This window comes from Streptomyces pinistramenti, from assembly GCF_020564935.1.
In the GTDB taxonomy this organism is placed as follows: domain Bacteria; phylum Actinomycetota; class Actinomycetes; order Streptomycetales; family Streptomycetaceae; genus Streptomyces; species Streptomyces pinistramenti.
In genome coordinates this window covers 70,313-95,246 of record NZ_JAJCXB010000002.1, presented here as the reverse complement: position 1 = coordinate 95,246, position 24,934 = coordinate 70,313, and the positions used below count along the sequence as shown (strand labels likewise).

20 protein-coding genes and 1 pseudogene are annotated in these 24,934 nt (G+C 71.0%); 11 read left to right on the top strand and 10 right to left on the bottom strand.

From position 1 onward, the window contains the following. Positions 1-12: 12 nt before the first annotated feature. The 3 genes from LIU39_RS01935 to LIU39_RS01925 all read right to left on the bottom strand — a co-directional run bounded on the left by LIU39_RS01935 (position 13) and on the right by LIU39_RS01925 (position 4,258). Positions 13-942, bottom strand: coding sequence for a LysR family transcriptional regulator (locus LIU39_RS01935; RefSeq protein WP_227043839.1), 930 nt, complete (start codon positions 940-942; stop codon positions 13-15). 1 nt (position 943) lies between these two features. Further along, entirely contained in the window at positions 944-1,870 is a 927-nt protein-coding gene (fdhD, locus tag LIU39_RS01930; RefSeq protein WP_227043837.1) for a formate dehydrogenase accessory sulfurtransferase FdhD, read from the bottom strand. Positions 1,871-1,966: 96 nt separating this feature from the next. Beyond that, the gene (locus LIU39_RS01925; protein ID WP_227043836.1) at positions 1,967-4,258 is read right to left on the bottom strand and encodes an FdhF/YdeP family oxidoreductase; all 2,292 of its coding nucleotides are present in this window, start codon (positions 4,256-4,258) and stop codon (positions 1,967-1,969) included. Positions 4,259-4,877: 619 nt separating this feature from the next. Here LIU39_RS01925 and moaA point away from each other — a divergent pair. From moaA to LIU39_RS01910, 3 genes and pseudogenes are all read left to right on the top strand, one after another. After that, positions 4,878-5,954 (top strand): GTP 3',8-cyclase MoaA, encoded by a 1,077-nt coding sequence (gene moaA / locus LIU39_RS01920; protein ID WP_227043833.1) that lies wholly within the window; start codon positions 4,878-4,880, stop codon positions 5,952-5,954. 177 nt (positions 5,955-6,131) lie between these two features. Further along, positions 6,132-6,389: pseudogene (locus tag LIU39_RS01915) on the top strand (DUF6457 domain-containing protein); the annotation flags it as partial. After that, on the top strand, positions 6,389-7,654 hold the full coding sequence (locus tag LIU39_RS01910) for a molybdopterin molybdotransferase MoeA (RefSeq protein ID WP_227043831.1): 1,266 nt from the start codon (positions 6,389-6,391) through the stop codon (positions 7,652-7,654). The pseudogene LIU39_RS01915 and the gene LIU39_RS01910, both read left to right, overlap by 1 nt. Positions 7,655-7,746: 92 nt before the next feature. Here LIU39_RS01910 and LIU39_RS01905 read toward each other — a convergent pair whose 3' ends face one another. Continuing rightward, positions 7,747-10,029 carry an FdhF/YdeP family oxidoreductase gene (locus LIU39_RS01905; RefSeq protein ID WP_372463787.1) on the bottom strand — a complete coding sequence of 761 codons (2,283 nt, stop codon included), beginning with the start codon at positions 10,027-10,029 and terminating at the stop codon, positions 7,747-7,749. Positions 10,030-10,319: 290 nt separating this feature from the next. Between LIU39_RS01905 and LIU39_RS01900 the strand changes: the two genes are divergently transcribed. Beyond that, the gene (locus LIU39_RS01900) at positions 10,320-12,110 is read left to right on the top strand and encodes an ATP-binding cassette domain-containing protein (RefSeq protein ID WP_227043829.1); all 1,791 of its coding nucleotides are present in this window, start codon (positions 10,320-10,322) and stop codon (positions 12,108-12,110) included. On the opposite strand, the gene LIU39_RS01895 is transcribed toward LIU39_RS01900, so the two are convergent. After that, entirely contained in the window at positions 12,090-12,758 is a 669-nt protein-coding gene (locus LIU39_RS01895) for an adenosylcobinamide amidohydrolase (protein WP_227043826.1), read from the bottom strand. The genes LIU39_RS01900 and LIU39_RS01895 overlap by 21 nt on opposite strands. Before the next feature lie 100 nt (positions 12,759-12,858). On the opposite strand from LIU39_RS01895, the gene LIU39_RS01890 reads away from it, so the two are divergent. The 6 genes from LIU39_RS01890 to LIU39_RS01865 all read left to right on the top strand — a co-directional run bounded on the left by LIU39_RS01890 (position 12,859) and on the right by LIU39_RS01865 (position 18,743). Next, positions 12,859-13,737, top strand: coding sequence for a phytanoyl-CoA dioxygenase family protein (locus tag LIU39_RS01890; protein WP_227043824.1), 879 nt, complete (start codon positions 12,859-12,861; stop codon positions 13,735-13,737). Further along, complete coding sequence (locus LIU39_RS01885) at positions 13,734-14,645, top strand: SAM-dependent methyltransferase (protein WP_227043822.1); 912 nt, start codon at positions 13,734-13,736, stop codon at positions 14,643-14,645. Before LIU39_RS01890 ends, LIU39_RS01885 begins: the two co-directional genes overlap by 4 nt. A gap of 315 nt (positions 14,646-14,960) precedes the next feature. Continuing rightward, a complete protein-coding gene (locus tag LIU39_RS01880) occupies positions 14,961-15,437 on the top strand; it encodes a hypothetical protein (protein ID WP_227043820.1) in 477 nt (158 codons plus the stop codon). Beyond that, positions 15,437-16,636, top strand: coding sequence for an ABC transporter substrate-binding protein (locus tag LIU39_RS01875; protein WP_227043817.1), 1,200 nt, complete (start codon positions 15,437-15,439; stop codon positions 16,634-16,636). The genes LIU39_RS01880 and LIU39_RS01875 overlap by 1 nt, the downstream gene beginning before the upstream one ends. Then, positions 16,633-17,679 (top strand): iron chelate uptake ABC transporter family permease subunit, encoded by a 1,047-nt coding sequence (locus LIU39_RS01870; RefSeq protein ID WP_227043815.1) that lies wholly within the window; start codon positions 16,633-16,635, stop codon positions 17,677-17,679. The genes LIU39_RS01875 and LIU39_RS01870 overlap by 4 nt, the downstream gene beginning before the upstream one ends. Further along, entirely contained in the window at positions 17,676-18,743 is a 1,068-nt protein-coding gene (locus LIU39_RS01865; protein WP_227043813.1) for an ABC transporter ATP-binding protein, read from the top strand. The genes LIU39_RS01870 and LIU39_RS01865 overlap by 4 nt, the downstream gene beginning before the upstream one ends. Before the next feature lie 35 nt (positions 18,744-18,778). On the opposite strand, the gene LIU39_RS01860 is transcribed toward LIU39_RS01865, so the two are convergent. The 4 genes from LIU39_RS01860 to LIU39_RS01845 are packed head-to-tail and all read right to left on the bottom strand — an operon-like array spanning position 18,779 to position 22,808. Continuing rightward, positions 18,779-19,165 carry a CoA transferase gene (locus LIU39_RS01860; RefSeq protein ID WP_227043810.1) on the bottom strand — a complete coding sequence of 129 codons (387 nt, stop codon included), beginning with the start codon at positions 19,163-19,165 and terminating at the stop codon, positions 18,779-18,781. Beyond that, a complete protein-coding gene (locus tag LIU39_RS01855) occupies positions 19,162-19,956 on the bottom strand; it encodes a CoA transferase (protein WP_227043808.1) in 795 nt (264 codons plus the stop codon). Before LIU39_RS01855 ends, LIU39_RS01860 begins: the two co-directional genes overlap by 4 nt. A 37-nt stretch (positions 19,957-19,993) precedes the next feature. Next, positions 19,994-21,190, bottom strand: a complete 1,197-nt coding sequence (locus LIU39_RS01850; protein ID WP_227043807.1) for an acyl-CoA dehydrogenase family protein — start codon at positions 21,188-21,190, stop codon at positions 19,994-19,996. 31 nt (positions 21,191-21,221) lie between these two features. Next, a complete protein-coding gene (locus LIU39_RS01845) occupies positions 21,222-22,808 on the bottom strand; it encodes an AMP-binding protein (protein WP_227043805.1) in 1,587 nt (528 codons plus the stop codon). Between the two features lie 137 nt (positions 22,809-22,945). Between LIU39_RS01845 and LIU39_RS01840 the strand changes: the two genes are divergently transcribed. After that, complete coding sequence (locus tag LIU39_RS01840) at positions 22,946-23,548, top strand: TetR/AcrR family transcriptional regulator (RefSeq protein ID WP_227043803.1); 603 nt, start codon at positions 22,946-22,948, stop codon at positions 23,546-23,548. A 51-nt stretch (positions 23,549-23,599) separates the two neighbouring features. Here the strand turns inward: LIU39_RS01840 and LIU39_RS01835 are convergent, their stop codons facing one another. Then, positions 23,600-24,922: an MFS transporter gene (locus tag LIU39_RS01835; protein WP_227043801.1), complete on the bottom strand. Its 1,323-nt coding sequence runs from the start codon at positions 24,920-24,922 to the stop codon at positions 23,600-23,602. Between the last annotated feature and the right edge of the window lie 12 nt (positions 24,923-24,934).

Genomic DNA, 24,934 nt, shown 5'->3' with positions numbered 1-24,934 from the left:
GTCAGGCGGCGTCTACTGGGACGCGGGATCCCCGGGGAGGCGTTCCAGGGCGGCGATGATGTCGGTGTGCCGGGCGGTTTCCACCAGGGCGCGGGCCATGACCGATACCGGCTCCCGTGCGGTGGTCACCAGACCCACGGGCACGGACCGGTCGGGCTCGACCATCGGCACCGCCCGCATGCCGTACGGGACGCCGAACACGTGCAGCCAGGCGTGCGGCACGATGCTCGCCCACCGGCCCGTCCGCACATGGGCGAACAGGGCGGCCACCGAATCGGTCTCGACCCGAGGCGACGGGTGCAGCCCTGCCTCGGCGAACAGCTCGTCCAGCACCCGGCGCCCCTGCATGACTTCGGTCAGCAGGCACAGCGGCAGCCGCGAGGCATCCGCCCAGGTGGCCGTCGTCCGATGAGCCACGCCGTCGGCGGCCGTGATCAGCAGCACGTACCGCTCCCGATACAGCGGAACCGCCTGGAAATTCTCCGGAAGTCCCTTGTGCAGATAGGTGATTCCGGCGTCGATCTCGAAATTCTGCAGCTGCCGGAGAATGTCCTGCGACTGGAGGTCCGCTATCACCTCCACGGTGACCAGCGGATGCTCCGCGCAGAACGGGCCGGTCAGCAGGGACACGGCGCCGGACGCGGTCGGGACCGTGCCGATCCGGATTCTGCCGCTCAGCCCGGAGCGCAGGGCGCCGACCTCGTCCTTGAGTGCGTCGCGGTCGGCCAGGATGCGCTGCGCCCACACCACGATGCGTTCGCCCTCGGGTGTGAGGCCCTCGTACTTGCGGCCGCGCCGGACCAGCGGCACGTCCAGCTCGTCCTCCAGCTTGCGGATCGCCTCCGAGAGCGCGGGCTGGGAGACGTAGCAGGCTTGGGCGGCGCGGGCGAAGTGGCGCTCCCGGGAGAGGGCCACGAGGTATTCGAGTTGGCGAAACAGCACGTCATGGGTCTACCCGACACCCCGTCGGAAAGCCAATCGGGGCCGCCCGCCGCGGTCGGGCCACGGGCAGCTCTTGCAGGCGCTCGGCGCCGGTGTAGACGTTCATCGAGGTGCCGCGCAGGAAGCCGACCAGGGTCAGCCCGCCTTCCGCGGCCAGGTCCGCGGCGAGCGAGGACGGGGCGGAGACGGCTGCCAGCATCGGGATTCCGGCCATCAGCGCCTTCTGCACCAGTTCGAAGGAGGCCCGGCCGCTCACCATCAGCACCGCCCCGCGCAGCGGTAGCAGTCCCGACCGCAGGGCGTGGCCGACGACCTTGTCCACGGCGTTGTGCCGGCCGACGTCCTCACGCAGGCAGAGCATGTCACCGTCGGCCGTGAAGAGGCCGGCCGCGTGCAGGCCGCCGGTGCTGTCGAACACCCGCTGGGCGGCCCGCAGCCGGTCGGGAAGGGCCGTCAGCAACTCCGGGCCGATGCGCAGCGGGTCATCGGCGACGGACCACGCCGTCGAGGTACGCACCGCGTCCAGACTCGCCTTGCCGCACAGTCCGCACGAGGACGTGGTGTAGAAGTTCCGCTCAAGCGACGCGTCGGGGGCTGCCACGCCCGGCGCCAGGACGACGTCCACCACGTTGTAGCTGTTGCCGCCTCCCCCACTCCCGGCTTCGTTCGAGCGGGAGGTGCCCCCTCCCGTGGCGCCCGCGCAGTAGCGGATCCCGGCCACGTCATCGGCAGCGTGCACCACGCCCTCGCTGACCAGGAATCCGGCCGCGAGGTCGAAGTCGTCGCCCGGGGTGCGCATGGTCACCGTGAGCGGACGGCCGCCGACCCGGATCTCCATCGGCTCCTCGACGGCCAGCGTGTCCGGCCGCTGCGAGGACACCCCGTCGCGCAGTCGCAGCACCCTCCGCCGTGCGGTCACGCGTCCCATGATGTGGCTCCTCTTCCCGGTCTTCCCGGTCTTCCCGGAGCCGTGCTCCGGCGGTGCGATGCGGTCGGGCGGGTCCGGCGGGCGCTGCGTGCCGGTTCAGCCGGGGGTGCGGGCGGGCTCCAGGCGGACCACAACTCCCTTGGACGTGGGGCAGTTGCTGAAGTCGGCGACGCTGTCCAGCGGCACCAGGACGTTGGTCTCGGGGTAGTAGGACGCCGCGGAGCCGGGGCTGGTGGGGTAGCCGACGACCCGGAAGTTCTCCGCGCGGCGCTCCGTCCCGTCCCGCCAGATGCTCACCAGGTCCACCTCGTCGCGGTCGGCGATGTCGAGGGCCGCCAGGTCGGCGGGGTTGACGAGCACGACACGGCGGGCGTTGTGGATGCCGCGATAGCGGTCGTTCGGGGCGTACGGGATGGTGTTCCACTGGTCGTGCGAGCGCAGGGTCTGCAGCAGCAGATGCCCCTTGGGGACATCCGGCATGGTGAACGCGTTGCAGGTGAAGACGGCCTTGCCGCTCGGGGTGGGGAAGACCCCCGAGTTGACCGGGTTGGGCAGCCGGAAGCCGCCGGGCTCGGCCACCCTGCTGTTGAAGTCATCGAAGCCCGGCACGACACGGGAAATGCGGTCGCGGACGGTGCCGTAATCGGCCTCGAAGTCCTCCCAGGGGAGCGGCGGCGTCGACCCCAGGGTCGTGCGGGCCAGCCGGCTGATGATCGCCACCTCGCTCAGCAGGTCAGGGGAGGCGGGCGGCAGCTTCCCCCGGGAGGCGTGCACCTCGCTCATCGAGTCCTCGACGGTGATGAACTGCTCGCCGGTTGCCTGGACGTCCCGGTCGCTGCGGCCCAGGGTGGGAAGGATGAGGGCGGTGTCGCCGCAGACGGTGTGGGACCGGTTGAGCTTGGTCGATATGTGCGCGGTGAGCCGGCACTTGCGCATCGCCTCCTCGGTGACCGCGCTGTCCGGGGTGGCCCGTACGAAGTTGCCGGCGACGCCGAGGAAGACCTTGGCGCGGTCCTCGTGCATGGCGCGGATGCCGTTCACCGCGTCCAGGCCGTGACGGGTGGGCGGGGTGAAGCCGAACTCGCGCTCCAGGGCGTCCAGGAACCGCTGCGGCATCTGCTCCCACACCCCCATGGTGCGGTCGCCCTGGACGTTGCTGTGACCGCGCACCGGGCACACGCCGGCGCCCGGCCTGCCGATGTTGCCGCGCAGCATCAGGAAGTTGACGACTTCACGGATGGTGGGAACGCCGTGCTTGTGCTGGGTGAGCCCCATCGCCCAGCACACGATCACCTTCCGGCTCTGCAGGACCCGGTCGTGAACGGCCTGGATCTCCTCACGGGACAGCCCGGTCGCTTCGAGGATGTGCTCCCAGGAGACCTTCCGCGTGTGCTCGGCGAAGTCGGCGAAACCGGTGGTGTGGGTCCGGATGAAGTCGTGGTCGAGCACGGTGCCCGGTGCGGCGTCCTCGGCTTCGAGCAGCATCAGGTTCAGGGCCTGGAACAGGGCGAGGTCGCCGCCGGCCCGGATGTGCAGGAACTGGTCGGCGATCGTCGTGCCGCGGCCGATCACCCCGCGCGGCTTCTGCGGGTGCTTGAAACGCATCAGCCCGGCCTCGGGCAGCGTGTTGACCGCGACGACCTGCCCGCCGTTGCGCTTGGTCTCCTCCAGCGCCGACAGCATCCGCGGGTGGTTGGTGCCCGGGTTCTGCCCGACGACGAAGATCAGGTCGGAGTGGTGGATGTCGTCCAGCGAGACGCTGCCCTTGCCGGTGCCCAGGGTCTCCTGCATCGCGCGTCCGCTGGACTCGTGGCACAAGTTGGAGCAGTCCGGCAGGTTGTTGGTGCCGTACGCGCGGGCGAAGAGCTGGAGCAGGAAGGCGGCCTCGTTGTTCAGCCGGCCGGAGACGTAGAAGAGGGCTTCGTCGGGGGAGGCCAGTGCCTTGAGTTCCCGGGCGAGCAGGCCGAACGCCTCATCCCAGCCGATCGGCTCGTAGTGGGTCGCGCCGGGCCGCTTGACCATCGGCTCGGTCAGTCGGCCCTGCTGGTTGAGCCAGTAGTCCGACTTGCCGTCCAGCTCGGCGATCGAATGCTCACGGAAGAAGTCGGCGGTGACGCGGCGCGAGGTGGCCTCGTCGTTGATGTGCTTGGCGCCGTTCTCGCAGTACTCGTTCATGTGCCGCTTGCCCGGTGCCGGCTCGGGCCAGGCACAGCCCGGACAGTCGATGCCCTTGGCCTGATTGATGTTCAGCAGGGTCAGCGCGGTGCGCCGCACCGATGTCTGGCCCAGCGAGTACTCCAGCGCGTGCGTCACCGCGGGAAGACCGGTCGCCCAGGTCTTGGGCGGGGTGACCGACAGGTCGTCGCGCGGGTCCTCGTTGCTGCTCATGATCTGGTCTGCCTCTTTCTGCCATGCACCTGTGCGGACAGGTCCGGTCGGCGGCGAGTATCGGAAGACTCCGTCGCGTGAAGGACACCTCGGCCCGGAAAACGGCAGCCCGCTTTCCCTCTTGACGAGCCGGAAATCGTGCGCCGGATATTCCCCTGCACTGCCTGCGAATATCCGGAACCTGCTGCGAGAGCAGCTTCCGGCAACTCGTGGGGAGAAGTCAAAGAGGTGTTTTCGATGACGCGATAGGTGCGGCTTATCGATTCGCCGATCGTCTTCCGCCGCCGGTCCGACGAGGCGTGTGCCGCCTGGACACGCACGGTCCCGGAGCCCGCCCGCACGACGTCCGCACGTCCGGACAACTCCCACCGATCACGCAATCGAGACCCCCTCTTTGACTTCTTCCGCAAATTCTCCGATGGTGATTGATGGACCGGTGGACCGATGAGCGAGTAATTCGATGCCGGCGGTCGAAAAGAAAGCAGTGGGCGCGTCCGGGAATCCGGGCGCGCGACGGGTGCACCCTCTCGTCCGTATGCCGCAGGGCGACGGCATTTCACCGCCGCCGGCGATCTCGCACCGCATGACTGCCCCCGGGCAGAGGAAGAAGGCAGCCCCCATGCCCCGACCGCACCCCGACCACAGCGCCGATCCCGCCGGGACCGGGCCGCCCCGGCACCACCCCACCGAGCGACGTCCCGGCGCCCCGCTCCCGCTCACGGACCGCTTCGGCCGGATCCACACGGACTTGCGGGTCTCTCTCACCGACCGGTGCAACCTGCGGTGCACGTACTGCATGCCGGCCGAAGGTCTGGACTGGCTGCCCCGTGCCGCGGTGCTCACCGACGACGAGGTCGTGCGCCTGGTCCGCATCGGCACCCAGCGCCTGGGGATCACCGAGGTCAGGCTGACCGGCGGCGAGCCGCTGCTGCGCCGCGGCCTGCCCGGCCTGATCGTCCGCCTCTCCGCCCTGGACCCGGCCCCGGAACTGTCGCTCACCACCAACGGCATCGGTCTGGCGCGCAGCGCCGCCGCCCTGCGCGCGGCCGGTCTCAGCCGGGTCAACGTCAGCCTGGACACGCTGCGCCCCGAGCGGTACGCCGAGATCACCCGGCGCGACCGGATCACCGACGTACTCGCGGGACTGAGCGCCGCGCGGGACGCGGGCCTGGCCCCCGTCAAGGTCAACGCGGTCCCGGTGCGGGGCGTCAACGACGACGAGATCGCCGAGCTGGCCGCCTTCGCCGCGGAGCACGGCTACCGGATGCGGTTCATCGAGTCGATGCCGCTCGACGCGCAAGGTGCCTGGGACCGCGGCCGTATGGTCACCGCAGCGGAGATCCTGGACCGACTCGGTGAACGCTTCGCGCTCGTTCCGGTCGGGCGGCAGGACCACGCGCCCGCGGAGGAGTGGCGGATCGCCGGCACGGATGCCGTGGTGGGCGTCATCGCCAGCGTCACCCGCCCGTTCTGCGGCGGTTGCGACCGGGTGCGGCTGACCGCGGACGGCCAGCTGCGCAACTGCCTCTTCGCCACCGGGGAGTCCGACCTGCGGGCCCTGCTCCGCGGCGGCGCCGACGACGCGGCACTGGAGACGGCCTGGCGGACGTCGGTCGCGGGCAAGGGCCCCGGCCACGCCATCAACAGCCCGGAATTCCGCCGCCCGGAACGCCCGATGTCGGCCATCGGCGGCTGATGCCCCGTCACGGTTCGCCGTTCGCCGTTCGCCGTACGTCCGCGACGGTCGGCCCCGCACCCTCCGGAACCGAAGCCGAGCCCCGAAGCCGAGCCCCGAAGACGTGGGCCGACGACAAGACCCGACGACAAGCCTCGAAGACAAGACCCGCCCCCGACCGAACACAAGGTGAGCCAGATGCGTGAATGGATCGAAGCGGTCAAGGCCGAACTGGGTGTTGACCTCGATGTCGACGTCGCGGAGCTGCTCGACATGACCAAGGTGGTCGCCCACGGTGTGGCACGCCCCGCCGCTCCGCTGACCTCATTTCTGGTCGGCTGTGCCGCCGCGCAGGCGGGCGGCGGACCCACGGCGGTCGCCGAGGCGAACCGCAAGGTGGCGGCGCTGGCCGAACGCTGGGCGGCCGAGCACGAGAACGGCTCGGCGACCGCATGATGACGGCACGCACGAGCACCCTGGACGGCGCACCCCGACAGGAGGCCCTGGCGGGGCGGCAGGCAGCAGGCCCCGCCACGACGTGGGAACAGGCCAGGTCGGCCGCCCGCGGCTGCGCCGGACAGCCGCTGCCTGCCGTCGCCCGCTCCCTGGCCGACGCGCTCGGCCAGGCGCTCGCCGCACCGTTGACGGCGCTCACCGATCTGCCGCCGTTCGACACGTCCGCGATGGACGGCTGGGCCGTGGCAGGACCGGGGCCGTGGCGGGTGCGAGGCGCCACCGTCCTGGCCGGCGAGCGGCCCGAGCCGCTGCGCGACGGCACCGCCGTGCCCATTGCCACCGGCGCCAGGCTGCCGACGGGCGCGACTGCCGTACTGCGCCGTGAGCGCGGGCAGGCCGACGCCCGGAACGGCACGCTGCACCACCGCTCCGCCGAGCCGGGCCCGGTGCCTTCGGGCCGCGACATCCGGCCGCGCGGCCAGGAATGCGACGCGGGCGAGCCGCTGCTTCCCGCCGGCACCACCGTGACCCCGGCGGTGCTGGGCCTGGCGGCAGCGGCCGGCTACGACCGGCTCGTCGTGCACCGTCGCCCGACCGTGGAACTGCTCGTACTCGGCGACGAGTTGCTGGCGTCCGGCCTGCCGCGGGGCGGGCGGGTCCGCGACGCACTCGGGCCGCTGCTGCCGCCCTGGCTGCACCACTGCGGCGCTGACGTGATCAGTTGCCGCCCGGTGGCGGACGACTCGGGACTGCTGAGGGAGGCCGTACGCCACTCGGCCGCCGATGTCGTGGTCACCACCGGCAGCACGGCCGCAGGACCGGTGGACTTCCTGCACGACACCCTCGCCGCGGCGGGCGCCCGGCTGCTGGTCGACTCCGTAGCCGTACGGCCCGGCCACCCCATGCTGCTGGCCGAGCTGCCGCCGGCCGCCGACGGAAGGACCCGTCGGCTGGTCGGCCTGCCCGGCAACCCGCTGGCCGCCGTGGCCGGCACGGTGACCCTGGCCGCGCCGCTGCTGCGGCGCCTCGGCGGACACCCGGACGCGGAGCCACGCCGCACGACCGTCGGCGCCGCGCTTCCGGGGCACCCGCGGGACTCCCGCCTGCTGCCGGTGCTCCGCGGGGAACACGGCGTCGCGCCGCTCCCGTTCGACGGTCCTGCGATGCTGCGCGGGCTGGCGTTCGCCGACGGCCTGGCGGTGGTCCCGCCCGGCGGCGTGCTCGCAGGGGCCGCCGTGGAGGTCCTGGACCTGCCCGGAAAGTGACGGATTCCTGGCCGCAGGCAGGCCGGTGGCATCTCTGGCCCGCCGCTCGATCCGGAAGCCCCGCCCCCGACCCCGACAGCAGCCATAGCCCCTCACACCGCGGCCTCGACGGTGACCTTGACGTGCTTCATGATCGGCTGATCGCTCTGCGTGCTGTAGTCGCCGAGTGCGCACAGGACGTTCATCTCGGGCATGTAGCCGGCCGCGCAGCCGCGGGGGATGTCGTAGGGGATGGCGAGGAAGCCGTTGAGGTGGCGCCTGCTGCCGTCCTTGGCGGTGCTGGTGATGTCGACGGGGCCCAGCTCGGTGATACCGCGTTCGCCCATGTCGTCGCGGTTCATGAAGACGAGCGTGCGCAGGTTCTTGATGCCGCGGTAGCGGTCGTTGTCGGAGTAGATGGTGGTGTTCCACTGGTCGTGGGACCGCATGGTGGCCAGGGCGAGGGTGCCGGGGGCGGGAACGATGTCGGGCAGCGGCGCGGTGGAGAACTCGGCGCGTCCGGACGGGGTGAGGAAGACCAGCTCGCGGGCGGGCTGCTTGATGCGGAAGCCGAGCGGCAGGCGCACGCGGCGGTTGAAGTCCTCGAATCCGTCGAGGGCTTGGGCCATGGTGTCCCGGATGCGGTCGTAGTCCTCGATGTACCACTCCCAGGGAGTGGGGCTGTCGGGCAGGGCCGCGCGGGCCATGCCGGCGACGATGGCGGGCTCGGACAGCAGGTGCGGTGAGGCGGGGCGCTTCATGCCGATGGACAGGTGGACCATGCTCATCGAGTCCTCGACGGACGTGCTCTGCACACCTTTGCGCTGATGGTCCTTCTCGGTACGGCCGAGGCACGGCAGGATCAGGGCCCGGCGGCCGTGGACGAGATGGCTGCGGTTGAGCTTGGTGCTGACCTGGACGGTGAGGTCGCAGTTGCGCAGGGCCCCGTAGGTGTAGGGGGTGTCGGGCGCCGCGAGGGCGAAGTTGCCGCCCATGCCGACGAACACCTTCACCTCGCCGCGGTGCATCGCCTGGATGGCGCCGACGGTGTCCAGGCCGTGCGCACGCGGCGGCTCGATCTTGCAGACCTCGGCCAGGCGGTCCAGGAACGCGTCGGTGGGGCGGTGATCGATGCCGCAGGTGCGGTTGCCCTGGACGTTGCTGTGCCCGCGCACCGGAGAGGGGCCGGCTCCCTCACGTCCCAGATTGCCGCGCAGCAGCAGGACGTTGACGATCTCCCGGACGGTGTCGACGCCGTGTTCGTGCTGGGTCAGGCCCAGGCACCAGCTGACGATGCTGCGGTCGGCCTCGCCGTACACACGCGCCGCTGTGAGGATGTCCTCGCGGCCGACCGCTGACTGGCTCTCGATCTCCTCCCATGACGTGGCCTCGCACAGGGCCCGGTACTCATCGAAACCGGCCGTGTGACGGTCGATGAACTCCCGGTCCAGGGCCTTGGGGTCGGTGGCGGACTGCTCCAGGATCGCCTTGGCCATGCCGCGCAGGAGCGCCATGTCGCCGCCGATGCGCGGCTGAAGGTTCAGGGTGCTGGTCCGGGTCGGCTTGAAGAGGGCCATGTCCGTGAAGTCATGCGGGACGATGGTGCGGGTGGCGGCCGCCTCGACCAGCGGATTGATGTGCACGATCTGCGCGCCGCGTCGATGGGCCTCCGCAAGGGCGGTGAGCATCCTGGGCGCGTTGGATGCGGCGTTGACCCCCAGGATGAACAGCGCGTCCGCGCTTTCCCAGTCCTTGAGGTCGACGGTCCCCTTGCCGGTTCCCAGGGACGCCTTCAGAGCGCGGCCGCTGGCCTCGTGGCACATGTTGGAGCAGTCGGGCAGGTTGTTCGTGCCCAGCTCGCGGGCCATCAACTGGTAGAGAAAAGTGGCCTCGTTGCCGAGGCGGCCGGAGGTGTAGAACGAAGCCTGATCCGGATTGTCCAGGCCGCGCAGCGCACCGCCGACGACCTCGAATGCGTCCTTCCAGCTGATCGGGACGTAGTGGTCCGAGTCGGGGTCGTACACCATCGGTTCGGTCAGACGGCCCTGGTTTTCCAGGTCGTAGTCGCTCCACCCGGACAGCGCGGTCACCGAGTGCGCGGCGAAGAATTTGCGCCCGACCCGCTTGGGCGTCATCTCCCACGTGACGTGCTTGATTCCGTTCTCGCAGATATCGAGGTGCAGGCCCTTGGTGTCGTCGGGCCACGCGCATCCGGGACAGTCGAAGCCGGTTTTCTCGTGGTTCATCCGCATGATCGCCCGCGGCCCGTCCACCAGCGCACGCTCACGCGTCAGGAACCGGGTCACGCTCTTCGCGGCGCCCCATCCGGCAGCGGGATGGTGATAAGGACGGAATTCCGGATCGCCGGTGGGAACGGGCCCCACATGGGGCTCCAGCTGTTCCTGCTCCTCGGGGGACGCGCTCAAGACTCTCACCCTTCCGCCACGCGGACGCGGGCCGACGAACGACATTTCGCCCAGGCTAAGCACGCTGATCCAGCCCGGCCACTCGGCCGTCGGAATGCCTATGCGACGTCATCCGAGCAAGCGCAGACGCGACGGAACAACCGCCCGCGAAGGGCCTGGCCCGGTCCCTCGCGACGCTGGAAGGGACCGCCGGCGCGCGGCCCGAGGCCCGGGTCCGTGGACCGGGCCGGGGTGGTGGGCGGAGGTGTGATGCTGACGCCATGAGTGATGCGATCAGGACGCAGGGCCTGAGCCGGTCCTTCGAGGGGCGCCCGGTTGTGGACGGGCTGGACCTCACGGTGGCGGCGGGGGAGATCTACGGACTGCTGGGGCCCAACGGCGCGGGCAAGACGACGACGATCCGGATGCTGACGACGCTGCTCGTACCCAGCGCGGGGCGGGCATCGATATGCGGCTTCGACGTGGAGCGCGAGGCGGCGCAGGTCAGGCGGCGGATCGGTTACGTGTCCCAGGAGAAAGGGATACGGCATCTGCTCACGGCCCGGGAGAGCGTGGAGATCGAGGCCGATCTTTTCCACGTGCCGCGCGGTGAGCGCCGGAGCCGGGTGGAGGAGGTGCTGGAGGTGGTCGGGCTCTCGGACGAGGCGGGGCGCAGGGTGGCCGAGTTCTCCGGCGGAATGCTCAAACGGCTGGACCTGGCCTGCGGGTTGTTACAGGCGCCGCGGGTACTGATCCTCGACGAGCCGACGCTCGGTCTCGACGTCCGGTCGCGCCACCGCGTCTGGAACCACGTCGAAGCACTGCGGGATCAGGGCTCGTCCGTGCTGCTGACCACGAACTACCTTGATGAGGCGGACCGGTTGTGCGACCGGCTGGCCATCATCGACGCCGGCCGGGAACTGGTGAGCGGCACTCCGGCGGGCCTGAAGCGGGCGGTGGGGACGGACGCCCTGGAGGTCGTGACCGATGACGGGGACCGGCTGCGGGACGCGCTGACCGGCCGGGCGTGGGTGCGCCGGGTGATGCCCCGCGAGGGCGGCCTCCACCTGTACGTCGAGGACGCGGCGACGGCGCTGGCCCAGGTGGTCGACGTGGCGCGGGAACACGACGTGCGGCTGTCGCAGGTCGGCTACCAACAGCCCTCGCTGGACGACGTGTTCCTCCTCCACACCGGACGCGCGCTGGCCGGCGGCGAGGGAGCGGAGACCCGCGAGGACGGCGATGCCGAGCCCGTCGTCCTGCGTGGCGCGCCCACCGCGCCGCATCCGCTGCGCGGACGACTGCAGGAAACCGGCGCGCTGCTGCGCCGGTGGTCACTGGAACTGTGGCGCGAAAAACTTGGTCTGGTGTTCACGCTGCTCCAGCCCGCCGTCTGGCTGGTCCTCCTGGGCAGCGCGCTCAGCCGTGCCATGCGCCCCGACACGGTGGGCAACGCCGACTATCTGGCCTTCATGCTGCCGGGCGTCCTCGCCTTCACCGCCATCGGAGCGGGGGTGAGCGCCGCGGTCCCGTTGCTGTGGGACAAGGAGACCGGCTATCTGGGGCGGTTGCTGAGCATGCCGTTGGCGCGAAGTTCCGTCGTCAGCAGCCGCATTCTGTTCCAGACGGCACTGGGGGCGGCGCAGGCGGTGCTGATCATGGCGGTGGCCGCGGTGCTGGGTACCCGGCCTGCGGCGGGTGCCGTGCATACCGTCCTCCTGCTGCTGACCGTTGCGCTGCTCGTCGGCACGGTGTCCGCGGCGTTCATCGCGCTGGCGTACCGGACGTCGAGCCACACCGTCTTCTTCGCGGTCAGCGGGTTCGTGACGCTTCCACTGGTGTTCACCAGCAGCGCCTTCGTGCCCCTTGCGGTGATGCCCGGCTGGCTGGCGGCGGTGGCGCGACTGAACCCGCTCACCTACGCGATCGAGGTGCTGCGCGGCCTGGTGCTGGGCGAATGGCACGATGTCGGGCCGCTCACCGGCCTGTCCGTGCTGGCGGCTTCCGCGGTCGGCGCCGTGGTGCTCGTGGCGCGTATGACCCCGAACCGGTCAGGCCGGGGCCTGGGTTGACCGGGCCACCTCGTGCTGAGGGTGGCGTTTCAGCCAGTTGACGGCACCGCGGTACACGGCGGTGTGCACCGCACGGGCCAGCCGCATGCCCCACACGGAACGCGGGCCACAGAACGGGACGGACGGGCCGCCGCTCTCCGGCACCGCCACGCACAGGGCGTCGGATGCGGTTCCGGTGCCCGCCAGCCCCGCGTTCCACAGTGCCTGTGTCTTCGCCTCGGTCGCGGTGATCACGGCGTTGACGAGGGCCGCGTCGTCCAGCGGAACGGGCAGGGACGCGATGATGTTCACCGTCCCCGGGCGCATGGGCGAGGGAACCGCGGCGTGGTCGGCGGCCCAGGTCGGCACGCTCAGTCCCACGGTCGCCGTCACCTCGACGCCCTGCTCGCACGCCGGTACGTAGTGCCGCACCGCGGTGGCCGTGAGCATGCCCACTCCGTCGCCGGACAGGCCGCACGCGGACCGGAGTTCGGTGAGGTGGACGGCGGGGTCGGTGCGGTCGTAGGTGAGGGGGACCTGGGCGTTGAGCACCCACGTACGGGGGCCGAGACCGCCGCCGAGCACTCCGGAGGACAGCATCCGCCAACCGGATCCCGGCAGCCAGACCACCGATGTACTGCCCAGCAGGTCCCGCAACTCGATGTCCATGCCGCCCGTCCCGTGAACGTCCGGAAATGACCTCCAGGGGGAGATCACCACACTGTTACTTTCCGCACCAGCCTTACCACAGCGGGGGAAAGGGCTTCCCATGTCGGAACGAGAACTCCCTGACATACGCGAGCAGTTGGCAACCGACGGGTTCTGTCTGATCAAAGGGGCCCTGCCCCCTGGCCTGGTGGCGCGACTGCGCGATCTGGCCGAACGCAAACTGCACTCGGAGAAGGCGCAGCACTTCCGGCGCTACGCCCACCACGGCAGTCTGATACCCGTCCACGTCGAGGACGATCCGCACGCCGATGTGCTGACCTCGCACGCGCTGACGGACGCGTTCCGGCGGCTCGGGTTCACCGACCCGCGCTGGATCAGCGGCTACGTCATCGCCAAGCCACCCCGCTCCCCGGGCCTGTGGTGGCACCAGGACTGGTGGGCGTGGGACCACGACCTGAGCCACGCCCGACAGCCCGCCCAGGTGTTCTGCATGCTCTACCTCCAGAGGACCCGCCGTGAGAACGGCGCCCTGCGGGTGGTCGCCGGAAGCCACCGGACCCGGCACCACCTGCACGATGTCCTGCCGGAGCCGCACACCCAGCACATCGAGGACCAGCCCCAGGACACGGTCTCCCACCTGCCGGTCCCGGACGAGACGACCATCGACGCGGATGCCGGCGACCTCGTGATCGGCGACGTACGGGTGCTGCACGCCACTCATCCGAACGACACCGACACCATGCGCACCGCCGTGGACCTGCTCTTCACCCCCGACTTCCGGGACCTCCCCGAAGAGTTCAGGGCGCACTACGTACGGCAGTTCTGCCTTCCGGAGGCCGGCTGGTGGAACGAGCCGGGGCATCCGCTGTGCGGCAGTGCGGTCAGCGCGCTGCTGCCCACCTACGAAGGACCCGACCACCCGCCCGTCACCTACCGGCGGCTGCCCCGCTGGTCGCAAGAGGCCGGAGGGGCCGCATGACGCGCGGTGGGCAGGGCACCGTGCCGCACTACGCAGGTGATGTGGTCGGCGCGCAGCTCGGGCTGCCCGGCGGCGGGCTGCACATCTACCTCACGGGTGACCTGCTGCACCCGCCGATGGTGTCCGACCCGGGGATCTGGTCGGACGGAAGGCAATGGCGGCGCGGTGCGGCACTCCACACCCTCCAGATCGCCGAACTGGCCGAACTCGCCGCCGGTGAATGGGTGATGGACATCGGCGGCGGCCTCGGAGGACCGGCACGCCTGCTCGCCGGGCGGCGCGGCGTCCACGTCACCTCGGTCACCAACTCGCCCGTCCACGCCGAGACCTGCCGCCGGCTCAACCGCGCGCACCGCCCGTCACGCGGCAGCGTCGCCGTGAGGGTCGGCGACTGCCAGCGGTCGCTGCCCGCCGGCCCTTTCGACGCCGCGCTGAGCATCAACATGCTCTACCAGGTCAAGGACCACCGCGCCTTGTACGAGCGGGTGTTCCGCAGCCTGGCGCCCGGTGGCCGGTTCGTCGTCGACGACTGGATGCTCACCTCGCTCGCCACCGACGCGGACATCGCCGCCCTGACCCGGCATTTCCAGTTCCCCTACTTCGCCCGCACCACCACGGTCGAGGACGACCTGATGTCCGCCGGGTTCCCGCCCGCCGAGGCGTCACTCGACCTCGGCCACGTGGCCCGCGGCCCCATGGCCGACCACTTCGAGCGCCAGATGTGGGACCACTTCGCGCCACGGGTGATCTCCGACTGGCCGGGGGATCCCGTTGGTGCCCCGGGCAGACCGGCCTACGGGCGGTTGATGATCGAGGAGTTCGTCACGGCCGTCAACCTCACCATCGACCTCTACCTGCGCCGCTGCATGACCTACCGGCGCCTGCTGGTCCGCAAGCCGTCGTCGTGACCGGCGCACGGCAGTCCGCCGGCTTCGGTCCACCGCGGCACCATCACGACGGCCTGATACGGCCGCCGGCAGCGGACGGCCACCTCTGCCCAGCGGTTGCTGACGAGGCCGCCGTACTGGCCCTGCGGCTATTTTCGGCCACCGCCCCGCGGACTCTGGCCGTCGTCAGGCGGCTGTGAGAACTTGGCTCGGACAGGACGCAAGAGCAGGCCGTGAACCACGAGGTTCCGGAGCGTTCGAGGGGCCATGTGCCGACCGCGGGTCCGGTATATCGCCCCTTCTCTCCGGACACGGTCCGAAGCGGGGGAGACACTCATGAAGTCGACAAGCGCAGAACTGGTCTGGCGGGGCCGGACACACCTGGGGGACGAACCGGGGATCTACGGTGACGCCGCGTACTCCGGACTCGCGGTGGAACTGCCACTCACCGTGACGCGCATCGGCGCGATAGGCCCGCCGGAGGAAACCGCGCTGGTGCTGGGGACCGAAGACCTGCACACCTATCAGGGCTACCCCGGCCACCTGCTGGAGGTCTTCCTGCTCGCCCCCGACCCGGCAGACCCAGGCCGCTGGACCCGCACCACCCTGGCCGAGCGACGCCTGTCGGGCGAGGGCGACCGGTGGGAGTGCCCGGTGAGCCTGGCAGGGCGCTCGTCCCCGTACCGGCTGAGCGTACGGATATCCGCCGACACCACGGTCCCCGCCGGCCTCTACGACGACTTCGTCCTCACCCGCCTGTTCCACCGGCCGCCAGGTCAGGCGTACGTCGCCTCGTTCGGGTTCCCGTCCTGATGCTGCGACGGAGCTCACGGCCGCTGGCTGCCGGCCTGCTGGCGGGGGCCCTCGTGCTCACTGCCTGCGGCGGACCGGACAAACCGGGGGCCGAGGCCGGACGCGAGGGCTGCATACGTCACTTCTCACCGGACAAGGACTACTTCCCGGTCAAGTCGAAGGTGACGCATGCGGCCAACTTCAGCCTGCGGTACGAGAAGAGCTACCAGATCCTCACCGTCCGGCAGCCCTATCCCCAAGCGGCCCCCGAGTCCTACGTCCTGGTCAAGTGCGGCGCTCCGGCGCCGCACTTGACCGGCGAGCTGGCGAAGGCACAGCACCTCACCGTGCCGGTCCGCAGCCTGTACTCGGCGTCCACCACCCAGCTGCCGCTGCTGACCGAGACGGGCTCCGCCGGTGTCCTGACCGGCGTGGCCGACGGTACCCAGGTCGTCTCCCCGGACATCCGCAGGAAGGTCGACGCGGGGCGGATCAGCCAGTACGCACGCGGCGGAACCATCACCACGGAGAAGGTCATCGGCGCGCATCCCGACGTGCTCGTCGCGGCAGGGTTCGACGATCCGCAGTACCCCAAGCTCCGCAGAGCCGGCATCCCCGTCGTCTCCGACGCCGAGTGGCTGGAATCCACTCCGCTCGGCCGGGCCGAATGGATCAAGGCCATGGCCGCGCTGACCGGCACCGAACGCCGGGCCGGTCAGGTGTTTGACGGTGTCGTCGCCGGATACACCAAAGCCGCCCGAGCGGCGGCCGGGCCGGGAAAGCCCGTGAAGGTGCTGTCCGGCAGCATGTACCAGGGCACCTGGTTCATGGCCGCGGGCGGCTCCTACGTCGGCCGGCTGATACGCGACGCGGGCGGGACCTACCCCTGGGCACGGCGGACCGGCACCGGCAGTCTCCAGCTCGGTTTCGAGACCGTCTACGCCAAGGGCGGCGATGCCCGCATCTGGCTCACCGACCAGAAGTGGCGGACGACCGCCGACGCGGGCGCGGCCAATCCCCGCTACGCCCACCTGGCCGCCGTCACCGACGGAGAGGTGTGGACCAACACCAAGGCACTCGGGCCGGGCGGCGGCAACGACTTCTACCAGCGCGGCGTCCTCCACCCCGACCTGGTCCTCGCCGACCTGACGGCCATCCTCCACCCCGACCGGCTGCCGGGACACAGGTTCACGTTCTACCGGAAGGTTCCGCGCGGGTGAGAGTTCCCCGGCGCACGCTGGTGCTGGCCGGTCTGGCAGCCGCGACAGCGCTGGAGTTCGTGCTCGTGCTGATGCTCGGCCCGTACCGGGTGCCGGCGGGCGACGTGCTGCGCGTGCTCTTCGGCGAGGACCCGGCCGACCCCCGCTGGACGGTGATCGTCCAGGAGGTACGGCTGCCCCGGGCGCTGACCGCCGTCGCCGCCGGCGCCGGCATCTCCGCGGCGGGCGTGCAGACTCAGGCCCTCTTCCGCAACCCCCTGGCCGACCCGTACGCGCTCGGGCTCAGCTCCGGCGCCTCCCTGGGTGTTGCGGCCACGGTGCTCGGAGCCGGCGGGACGGCCGGTGCGTTCACCGAGAACCTGGCGGGGGCAGGCCGGGTCGGGGTGGTGCTCGCGGCGGCCTGCGGTGCTGCCGCCGTGCTGCTCCTGGTCATGCTGCTGGCCCGGCGGGTGCGTTCCACGGTCGTCCTGCTGCTCGTCGGCGTGATGCTGGGTTCGGCCGTCGCCGCGTTCGTCAGCGTGCTGATGGTGTACGCGCAGCCGGAGAACGCCCAGCAGTTCGTGCTGTGGAGCCTGGGCAGCTTCACCGCGACCACCTGGGCCGATCTCCACGTGATGCTCCCGGCCACCGCGCTGGGGCTGCTGGCCGCGCTGCTCGGAACCAAGACGCTCAACGCCCATCTCCTGGGCGACGGTTACGCGCGGAGCATGGGCGTGAACGTGCGGCGCAGCCGCGACATGGTGCTGCTGGGCACCTCGCTGCTCGCCGGATCCGTCACCGCCTTCTGCGGCCCGGTCGCCTTTCTCGGGCTGGCCGTGCCCCACCTGACCAGGCTCGCGCTGGGCACCTCCGACCACCGCGTACTGGTTCCCGGCGCCATGATCGGGGGCGCCTGCCTCGCCCTCACCTGTGCCTTGATCAGCCAGCCCCCGGGCACCGAGGTGACCTTTCCGATCAACGCCGTCACCTCGCTCTTCGGCGCGCCGCTCGTCATCGTTCTGCTGCTGCGCAGACGACGCGCCCTGCGGAGCATGATCTCGTGACGGCAGAAGAACCGGCGGCGCCGGACGATGCCGCGGAGCGGGCCGGTGTCGTCGTCCGTGACCTCACCGCGGGACACCGCTCCCGTACCTGGCGCGGCAGCAACCGGCACCACGCCGTGCTGACCGGAATCCGGCTGACCGCCCGCCCCGGCGAACTGACCGTCCTCCTCGGCCCCAACGGCACCGGGAAGACCACGCTGCTCCACACCCTGTGCGGCCTGCTGCCCCCGCTCTCGGGCACCGTCAGCATCGCGGGCCGGGACATCGCCGCCGCGTCACCCACCGATGTCGCCCGCCGCCTCGCCGTCGTGCTGACCGACAAGGTGGACCCGGGCCTGCTGTCCGCCCGGGAGGTGGCAGCGCTCGGCCGCCACCCCCACACCGGCTTCTCCGGCCGCCTCACGGCGCACGACCGCGCGGTCGTGGACTGGGCCCTGGACGCGGTCGGCGTCGCCGCGCTCGCCGACCGCCCGGCGGCCGAGCTTTCCGACGGGGAACGCCAGCGCGTCCTCATCGCACGGGCCCTCGCCCAGGAACCGCACGTCATCCTGCTGGACGAGCCCACCGCCTTCCTGGACGTCCCGTCCAGAGTCGCGCTCACCGCACTCCTGCGCGACCTCGCCCGCGACCGCGGCCTCACCGTCATCGCCAGCACGCACGACCTGGAACTGGCCCTCCGGACGGCGGATGCGGCCTGGCTGCTCGACCGCGGTTCCCGGCTGCACACCGGAGCACCCGAAGACCTCATCGTCTCCGGAGCCCTCGCCGCCTCCTTCGCGGCAGGCCATCTCGACTTCGACCCCGCCACCGCAGGCTTCCGCCCCCACCTCGCCACCCGCGGAACCGCAGCCGTCCACGCCCCCGCCGCCCTGCGCCCGCTCCTGCTGCGGGCCTTGTACCGGGAAGGATTCACCCCCGCACCCGACGGCCGAGGGGCGGCACTGCGGATCGAGGCGACGGCGGACGGCACGCTGACTCTGCACCGGGACGGCACGACCGTGCAGGTCCGGGACTTCCAGCACCTGACACGGACACTCCGCGGCTGGTGCACCACGCCGCACTGACCTCGGACACCGCGGCTCCTCGACGGAGGGACGCCTCACCGGCCCGGAGGCCGCACCCGACGGACCGAGGACACCGGCCGCTGGGCGGGGAGTTGACCGAGCATTTCCTCGGCGTGCCGGCCGAGGGCCTGGGCCGGGCCGCGGAAGGTGTCGAGGCCGGCGCCGAAGGTCACGGGGAAGCGGGCCTGCGGGCAGGCGGCCGGGCCGGCGGGAGTGCGGAGCAGTTGCCGTGCGGCGATGTGGGGGTCGGCCAGGAGTTCGCCGGGGGTGGCGAAGACGGGCGCCCAGGGGGCGTTGAGGCCATCCAGGCGCTCTTGCCACCAGGTGAAGTCGCGGGCCCGGAAGCTGCCGTGCAGCAGGTCGCTCACGGCCTGCCCGGCGGAGGTGCGGGCGGCGCGCCGGTCATAGGCGGGGGTGTTCAACGCGGGGAAGCGGCAGCCAGTTCGGTGCGGAAGTGGTGCCAGAACCTGTCCTCGAACGTGGCGAGGGAAAGGCGGCGTCCGTCCGCGGTGGTGAAGACGTCGTTGTCGCCCTGGACGAGGCCCGCTTCGAGGGGATCGGGGAGGTCGCGCAGCGGCAGCGCGAAGAGGGAACACCAGGCGGTGATGGATTCGCTGAGGGATACGTCGATGTGCTGGCCTTCGCCTTCGGCACCGAGTGCGGCGGTCAGTGCGAGGGCCGCGTGCAGGGCACCGGCCATGTCGCCGACCCGGACGCCGGGACGGGTGATCCGGCCGTCCCGGCGTCCGGGGACGGTGAAGAAGCCGGACAGGCCGAGGAAGTTGAGCTCGTGTCCTGGCTTCTGTGTGCAAGGCCCGCTCTGTCCGTAGCCGCTGAGCGAGCACAGCACCAGACGTGGATTGGCCTCGTGGGGCGTGGCGTAGCCCGGGCCCATCCCGTCGCGGACGCCGGGGCGGAAGCTTTCCACGACGGCGTCGGCGGTGCGCACCAGGTCGAGGAAGGCGCTTCGGCCGTCTTCGGTGCGCAGGTCGACGGCTATCGAGCGTTTGTTGTGGTGGAGCGCGTCGAACAGGTCGGGGGCGGCTCGCAGCGGGTCGCCGGTGTGAGGGGTTTCGACCTTGATGACGTCGGCGGCGAGGTCGGCGAGCAGGGACGTGGCGTAGGGGCCCGGCAGCAGCCGGGAGAGGCCGAGGATGCGTCTGCCCGTGAGCGACGACCAGGCGGGGGCCGCGGGGTGGGCGGGGGCTGTCATCGGTGCACCTTGCCTTGCGGTGGGAGAGGGAGACGGGTCAGGCCATGAAGGCGAGGCCGTGCGCGATGCCGTTGCGCTGGATCTCGGATGTGCCGGTCAGGATGCGGAACATGCGGATCTTGCGGAACAGGAACTCGATCTCGTTGCCCTGGGTGAGCCCTTCCTTGCCGTGGATCTGGACGGCCTGGTCGAGGATGCGGAAGGCGGACTCGGCGACGAACAGCTTGCACATGAACGCCTCGGTGCGTACGTCGGCTCCCCGGTCGAGCGCCGCGAGCGCCGCGTACGTCATGGAGCGGGCGGCATAGAGCTCGGTGGCCATGTCGGCGACCTTGTGCTGGATGGCCTGGAGCGCGAGGAGGGGCTGGCCCCCCGCGACCTTGCGGGTGCGGGTGCGCTCCAGGGTGAGGTCGAGGGCGCGGCGGGTGGCACCGATGACGGTGGGGCAGTGCAGGAGCCGGTTGGTGGTGACGCGGCCGAGCGCGATCCGCATGCCCTTGCCCTCCTCGCCGAGGAGGTTCTCGGCGGGGACGTGGCAGTCGTCCAGGATGATGTCGCTCTCGATGTGCTCGCCGGACATGGGTGTCGCGCCGTCGGCCACCCGGCAGCCGGGGCTGTCGAGGTCGACGAGGAAGGCGGAGAACGACGGCTTCTCGCCCTCCTGTTCGCCGCTCCCGGCCATCCGGGCCACGATGATGGCGAAGTCTGCGAAGGGGCCCGCAGAGGAGAAGACCTTGTGGCCGCTCAGGCGGAAGCCGCCGCCGTCGCGTACGGCGGTGGTGCGCATGGAGCGGACGTCGGAGCCGGCATCGGTCTCGGTCAGCGAGAAGCAGCAGGCGCGCTCGCCGCGCACCAGGGGCAGCAGGTAGTTCTCCAGCTGGTACGCGGTGGCGTGCCGCAGGATGTCGCCGGCGCGCAGCGGGCCGCCCATGTCGCCCAGCACGCTGTGCCCGAGGACGCGTCCACTGGCGCCGACTTCTTCCTTGAGGGCAGCCAGCGCGGTGTAGGAGAGGTCCTGGCCGCCGTACTGCTCAGGCAAGTGCACGCCGTAGAAGCCCAGTTCGCGGCTGCGCCGCCAGACGGGTTCGAGGTCGGTGCGGGTGAGGCGGCTGTCGTGGGTGAGACCGCGGTCGCGTTCGTGGTCGGCCAGTTCGCCCTGGAGGTAGTCGCGCAGTCGGCCGACGAGGCCGGCGAGCTGGGGGTCGTCGTAGGCGGGGTGCAGGGAAAAGGTCATGTCGTGGTGGTCCTTGCCGGTTGGATGGCGGTCAGTTCACGCGGCGGTCGGCGCCGGCCCAGAACGGTTCGCGGACGGCCTTGCGGTCGAGCTTTCCGTTGCGGTTGTGGGGCAGTTCGCCGACGAAGTCGACGGTTTTGGGCTTCTTGAAGCGGTCGAGGCGCTCGGCGCAGAACGCCGTGATCTCGTCGGCGCTCAGGACGTGGTCCGGCCGGGCCACGATGACGGCCTTGACCGCCTCGCCCCACGTTTCGTCGGGCACGCCGATGACGCAGACTTCCTGGACGCCGGGATGCTCGTAGAGAGCGGCCTCGACCTCGGTGCAGTAGATGTTGAACCCACCGGAAATGATCATGTCTTTCTTGCGGTCGACGAGGAACAGGTAGCCGTCCTCGCGCATCCAGGCGAGATCCCCGGTGTGGACCCAGCCGTCGCGGAACGTCTGCGCCGACAGTTCGGGCTCCTGCCAGTACTCCTGTACGCAGTCGGGGCCGCGGACGACGAGTTCGCCGACCTCGCGGGGCGGCAGTGGCCGGCCGGCCTCGTCGACGATCCGGATCTCGGTGTCGTACATCGCCCGTCCACAGGACTGCAGCAGTTCGGCGTCGTCCGTCGCGGCCTGGGCGATCTCCCGGCTGCTCAGTCCCGCCACCACGCTGGTGGTCTCGCCGAGCCCGTAGCCCTGCGCCACGACCGGGCCGAAGAACTGCACGGCGTCCCGCAGGCGTTGGGGCGATATGGGCGCGCCGCCCACCCGCACGCCGGTCAGGCTGGACAGGTCACGCCCGGCCGCGCCCGGGTGGGCGAGCACCATGTTGACCATGGCGGGGACGAGGAACGTCGCGGTGATGCGCTCCTTCTCCACCGTCTCCACGAACGACTGGGCGCTCCAGCTCGGCAGCACATGGGTGGTCGCCCCGGCGAACATGTTGGCCAACAGGGTCATGCCGGTGGCGTGGGTGATGGGGCCGCAGGCAAGGTAGCGGGTGCCTGGCCGGGGCCGGGACTCGTCGCTCATCAGCAGTTTGCGCATGTTCGCGAGCCGGTTGCCGAAGGTCTGCACGGCCGCCTTGAGCGCTCCGGTGGATCCGGAGGTGAAATTCAGGACGCACGGGGCGCCCTCGTCCACGTCGACGGCGACCGGGCCGGCATCCGCCTCGCCCAGCAGCGCCCGGTAGCCGAGAACCGCGGCTTCGCCGGGCATCGCGCCCGCGGCGGCGGCCGGCCCGTCGTCGAGGAGCACGGGAAGGCAGCCGGTGTCCGCAGCCTCGATGGCGGCCAGCGCGTCCGCGCGGTGCGCCGCGTCGAACACGAGGACGCGCACCGGCGCGTATCGCAGGATGTGCTCGATCTCGCCGCGCCCCAGGCGGGCGTTGATCGGCGCACGCACCAATCCGGCTTTGTAGAGCGCGAATTCGACCTCTACGAGTTCCCCGCGGTTCCAGGCCAGGGAGGCGACCGCGTCGCAGGGCCGCAGCCCGCGGGCGAGCAGCGCCGAGGCGAGCCGGTCGGTCGCGCCGTCCAGCTCCGGGTAGGTCCAGGAACGTTCGCCGCAGACCAGGGCGGTGGCATCGGGCCAGTAGCGGGCGCTGCGGGTGAGGTACGTGCCGAGGTTCATCAACTCTCCAACCAAGCAGGCGGACCGGGACCAGTTCTGCACAATAAGACTGTTTACAGACACCCTGTTCGGTATCGTGTTGGCTGTCAAGAGCCATCTAGACTGTGCGCGAACCACGACAGGGCAAAGGGGGCCGCATGGCCGAGGACAGGCGCACCAGACGCACCCGCAGGGCGCTGGGTGCCGCACTGGTGGAACTGGTGCTGGAACGCGGCTTCAGCGCGCTCACCGTCGAAGACATCACCGAGCAGGCCGACGTTGCACGCGCCACGTTCTACGCGCACTTCAAGGGCAAGGACGACCTGTTCGCCCGCGTCACCGCCGACCTGCTGGAGCAACTCGCGCAGCGCCTGGAGCCGGCGATCTCCGGCAGCGCCATCGGGTTCACCGGCAAACCGCTGCTGGAGATGCTGCGGCACGTGAGCGACGAACGCGACGCCTACCGTGTCGTCCTGCGCGGCGAAGGGGACGGCAAGCCCCTCCAGATGTTCGTCGACTCCTGCGCCGCCGCGACGGCCAAGGAGTTCAAGGCCCGCGCCGGACGCAACGACGTTCAGCCGCGCATCGACGCCGACCTCCTGGCCCGCGCCTGGGTGGGCGAACAGGTCGCCGTGCTGCGCTGGTGGGCCGAGCAGGACACCCCGCCGATGCCCGCCGAAGAGGCCGTCCGCATGCTGTTGGACCTGGCCCTGCACGGCCGGTACTGGGCCAGCGGATTCACCGCACCGGATCGGCACTGACCCGCGCCCTGCCGGTGATGGCCGTGACCGTGCCCCGGGCGGCCGCGGCCGTCACCGCGCTTGGGGTGCACCCAGTCGCGCGGCGTCCCGTGCCGGGCGAATGCAGCAGGCGGCCACCGCCCCGCAGACGACCATGACGGCTGCCGCCAGAGCGAACGACTGCGCATAGCCCGCACTCGCCGAGGGCGCTGTATCCAGCAGACGGCCGGTCAGGGAAGGGGCCAGCAGCCCCGGAAGCGTCCCCGTCGCGGCCACGACCCCGAAGAGCGCGCCGCGTTGGGAGGCGGGCACGACCGCCGCGGCCGTCATGTAATGCAGCGGGAACGCGATGGAGTGCGCACCGAAGGCGACCGTGATCAGGCCGAGCCGCACCGGCAGCGACCCGGCAAAGGGGAACACCGCCATCGCCACCCCCGCGCACCCCACCGCCAGGCCCTGCGGCACACCACTCGACAAGCGCAGCGACACCCCGCGCCGGGTCATCAGGTCGACCAGGGGGGACAGTGCCAGCAGCAGCACGAAACTGAAGGCGGAAACGGAGCTGAGCACCGCCGCCACCGTCCCCGGATCCATCGTCAACTCGTTCCTGAGATACGACGGCAGCCACGCCTGGCTGAGGGCCATCGCCCACGACGCCCCGAAGGCACTGGTCACGCTCCCGAGCACCGTGCCGCACAGCAGCACCCTGCGGTAGGGAACCCGCGCGGGCCTGCCGGCCTCGGCCCGCACGCGTACGGGCGGCCGGTCGTAGGGCCCGTCGTGCCCGGCGAACCACCACACCACACTCCACGTCAGGCTCATCACGGCCAGCGCGGCAAAGGCCGAACGCCACCCGAACCGGGTGATGAGCCAGGTCACCACCGGCGCCGCGATGAGCGTGCCGAGTGCGGCACCACTGATCTGCAGGGCCGACGGCAGGCCGCGCCGCCCCACCGGAAACCACTTGTAGAGGGCGTGCATTGATATCGGCGTGGCCGGTCCTTCGGCCGCGCCGAGCAGTATCCGGCCGGCCACCAGAGTCGGCACGGCCGCCACGATCAGGACGGGCAACTGGGCCAGGCCCCACACCAGGCACATCACGAACAGCAGAACGCGGCTGGAGATCCGCGCGGAGCAGAAGCCGACGACCAGCCCGGAGAGGCTGAACAGGATCGAGTAGGCGCTGGAGATCAGGCCGTAGGCGCTGTGGCTGATGTCCAGTTCGGCCATGATCGGGTCGGCTGCCAGCCCGAGCACCGACTTGTCCGCGAAATTGACGATCATGAACGTGACGATCAGTGCGGTGACGAGCCAGGCGCGGCGCCGGTCGAACGCCGGCGCATCGAGGCTGCCGGATGCACCGAGAGCCGGCGGCGCTGATGGCTGCGAGGACATGGGAAGACTCCT